This is a genomic window from Marinobacterium lutimaris (genome assembly GCF_900108065.1).
Lineage (GTDB): Bacteria > Pseudomonadota > Gammaproteobacteria > Pseudomonadales > Balneatricaceae > Marinobacterium_D > Marinobacterium_D lutimaris.
The window spans coordinates 2,168-5,202 of sequence record NZ_FNVQ01000016.1; the positions used below are offsets into that span (position 1 = coordinate 2,168).

The 3,035-nt window shown below is 52.0% G+C and carries 1 rRNA gene; it reads left to right on the forward strand.

Going from position 1 to position 3,035, the window contains the following annotated elements:
* Window positions 1-125: 125 nt before the first annotated feature.
* Window positions 126-3,011 (forward strand): 23S ribosomal RNA (locus C4S72_RS25530).
* The last annotated feature ends 24 nt before the right edge of the window (window positions 3,012-3,035 follow it).

A 3,035-nucleotide genomic window follows, 5' to 3' on the forward strand; every position in this document is an offset into this window, starting at 1 on the left:
CATGCTTTAAACGCTCTTTAACAAATTGGATCTAAAAGATTGTCTTGTATTGTTTGATACAAGCGCCAACCGGCGAAATCGATCGTTACTATATATTCAAGTGATCAGACGCCTTCGGGTTATATGGTCAAGTGAATAAGCGTGCACGGTGGATGCCTTGGCAGTCAGAGGCGATGAAGGACGTTGTAACCTGCGAAAAGGTTCGGGGAGCTGGTAAACGAGCTTTGATCCGGACATGTCCGAATGGGGAAACCCACCCGCTTGCGGGTATCTCTTTACTGAATACATAGGTATAGAGAGGCGAACCCGGGGAACTGAAACATCTAAGTACCCGGAGGAAAAGAAATCAATTGAGATTCCCTCAGTAGCGGCGAGCGAACGGGGACCAGCCCTTAAGCTGTTTTTGTACTAGTAGAACACTCTGGAAAGTGTGGCCATAGTGGGTGATAGCCCCGTATACGAAAGTGCATTTACAGTGAAATCGAGTAGGACGGGACACGTGTTATCCTGTCTGAATATGGGGGGACCATCCTCCAAGGCTAAATACTCCTGACTGACCGATAGTGAACCAGTACCGTGAGGGAAAGGCGAAAAGAACCCCTGTGAGGGGAGTGAAATAGACCCTGAAACCGTGTACGTACAAGCAGTGGGAGCCGTTTTCGGACGGTGACTGCGTACCTTTTGTATAATGGGTCAACGACTTACTTTCAGTAGCAAGGTTAACCGTATAGGGGAGCCGTAGGGAAACCGAGTCTTAATAGGGCGTTTAGTTGCTGGGAGTAGACCCGAAACCGGGCGATCTATCCATGGGCAGGTTGAAGGTTGAGTAACATCAACTGGAGGACCGAACCGACTACCGTTGAAAAGTTAGCGGATGACCTGTGGATCGGAGTGAAAGGCTAATCAAGCCCGGAGATAGCTGGTTCTCCTCGAAAGCTATTTAGGTAGCGCCTCATGTCTCACCTTGGGGGGTAGAGCACTGTTTCGGCTAGGGGGTCATCCCGACTTACCAACCCGATGCAAACTCCGAATACCCAAGAGTGCAATCATGGGAGACACACGGCGGGTGCTAACGTCCGTCGTGAAAAGGGAAACAACCCAGACCGCCAGCTAAGGTCCCAAAGTTCTAGTTAAGTGGGAAACGATGTGGGAAGGCTTAGACAGCTAGGAGGTTGGCTTAGAAGCAGCCACCCTTTAAAGAAAGCGTAATAGCTCACTAGTCGAGTCGGCCTGCGCGGAAGATATAACGGGGCTCAAACTAGACACCGAAGCTGCGGATGCGTTTTACGCATGGTAGAGGAGCGTTCTGTAAGCCGTTGAAGCGGAAGCTGTAAGGCACCGTGGAGGTATCAGAAGTGCGAATGTTGACATAAGTAACGATAAAGGGGGTGAAAAACCCCCTCGCCGGAAGACCAAGGGTTCCTATCCAACGTTAATCGGGGTAGGGTGAGTCGGCCCCTAAGGCGAGGCTGAAAAGCGTAGTCGATGGGAAGCAGGTTAATATTCCTGCACCGCGCATAACTGCGACGGGGGGACGGAGAAGGCTAGGCTAGCGCGGCGTTGGTTGTCCGCGTTTAAGGGTGTAGGTTGAGGGACTAGGCAAATCCGGTTCCTTAAGACTGAGACCTGATGACGAGCTCCCATGTGGAGTGAAGTAGTTGATGCCAAGCTTCCAGGAAAATCCTCTAAGCTTCAGGTTATGCGGGACCGTACCCGAAACCGACACAGGTGGTCAGGTTGAGAATACCAAGGCGCTTGAGAGAACTCGGGTGAAGGAACTAGGCAAAATGGTGCCGTAACTTCGGGAGAAGGCACGCCGGCATTGGTGATGGGATTTACTCCCTCAGCTGATACCGGTCGAAGATACCAGGTGGCTGCGACTGTTTATTAAAAACACAGCACTCTGCAAACACGAAAGTGGACGTATAGGGTGTGACGCCTGCCCGGTGCCGGAAGGTTAATTGATGGGGTTAGCGCAAGCGAAGCTCTTGATCGAAGCCCCGGTAAACGGCGGCCGTAACTATAACGGTCCTAAGGTAGCGAAATTCCTTGTCGGGTAAGTTCCGACCTGCACGAATGGCGTAACGATGGCCACACTGTCTCCACCCGAGACTCAGTGAAATTGAACTCGCTGTGAAGATGCAGCGTCCCCGCGGCTAGACGGAAAGACCCCGTGAACCTTTACTATAGCTTCACAGTGGACTTTGACATTACTTGTGTAGGATAGCTGGGAGGCTTTGAAACTCGGACGCCAGTTCGAGTGGAGCCGACCTTGAAATACCAGCCTGGTACTGTTGAGGTTCTAACCTAGGTCCATTATCTGGATCAGGGACATTGTGTGGTGGGTAGTTTGACTGGGGCGGTCTCCTCCCAAAGTGTAACGGAGGAGCACGAAGGTACCCTCAGCATGGTCGGAAATCATGCATTGAGCGTAAGAGTATAAGGGTGCTTGACTGCGAGACAGACACGTCGAGCAGGTACGAAAGTAGGTTCTAGTGATCCGGTGGTTCTGTATGGAAGGGCCATCGCTCAACGGATAAAAGGTACTCCGGGGATAACAGGCTGATACCGCCCAAGAGTTCACATCGACGGCGGTGTTTGGCACCTCGATGTCGGCTCATCACATCCTGGGGCTGAAGCCGGTCCCAAGGGTATGGCTGTTCGCCATTTAAAGTGGTACGCGAGCTGGGTTTAGAACGTCGTGAGACAGTTCGGTCCCTATCTGCCGTGGGCGTTTGAGATTTGAGAAGAGTTGCTCCTAGTACGAGAGGACCGGAGTGAACGAACCTCTGGTGTTCGGGTTGTCATGCCAATGGCATTGCCCGGTAGCTACGTTCGGACGGGATAACCGCTGAAAGCATCTAAGCGGGAAGCCTCCTTCAAGATGAGATCTCACTGGACCCTTGAGGTCCCTAAAGAGCCGTTCAAGACCAGGACGTTGATAGGCTGGGTGTGTAAGCGCTGTGAGGCGTTGAGCTAACCAGTACTAATTGCTCGTGAGGCTTGACCATATAACGCCAAAGGCGTTTGAGCAC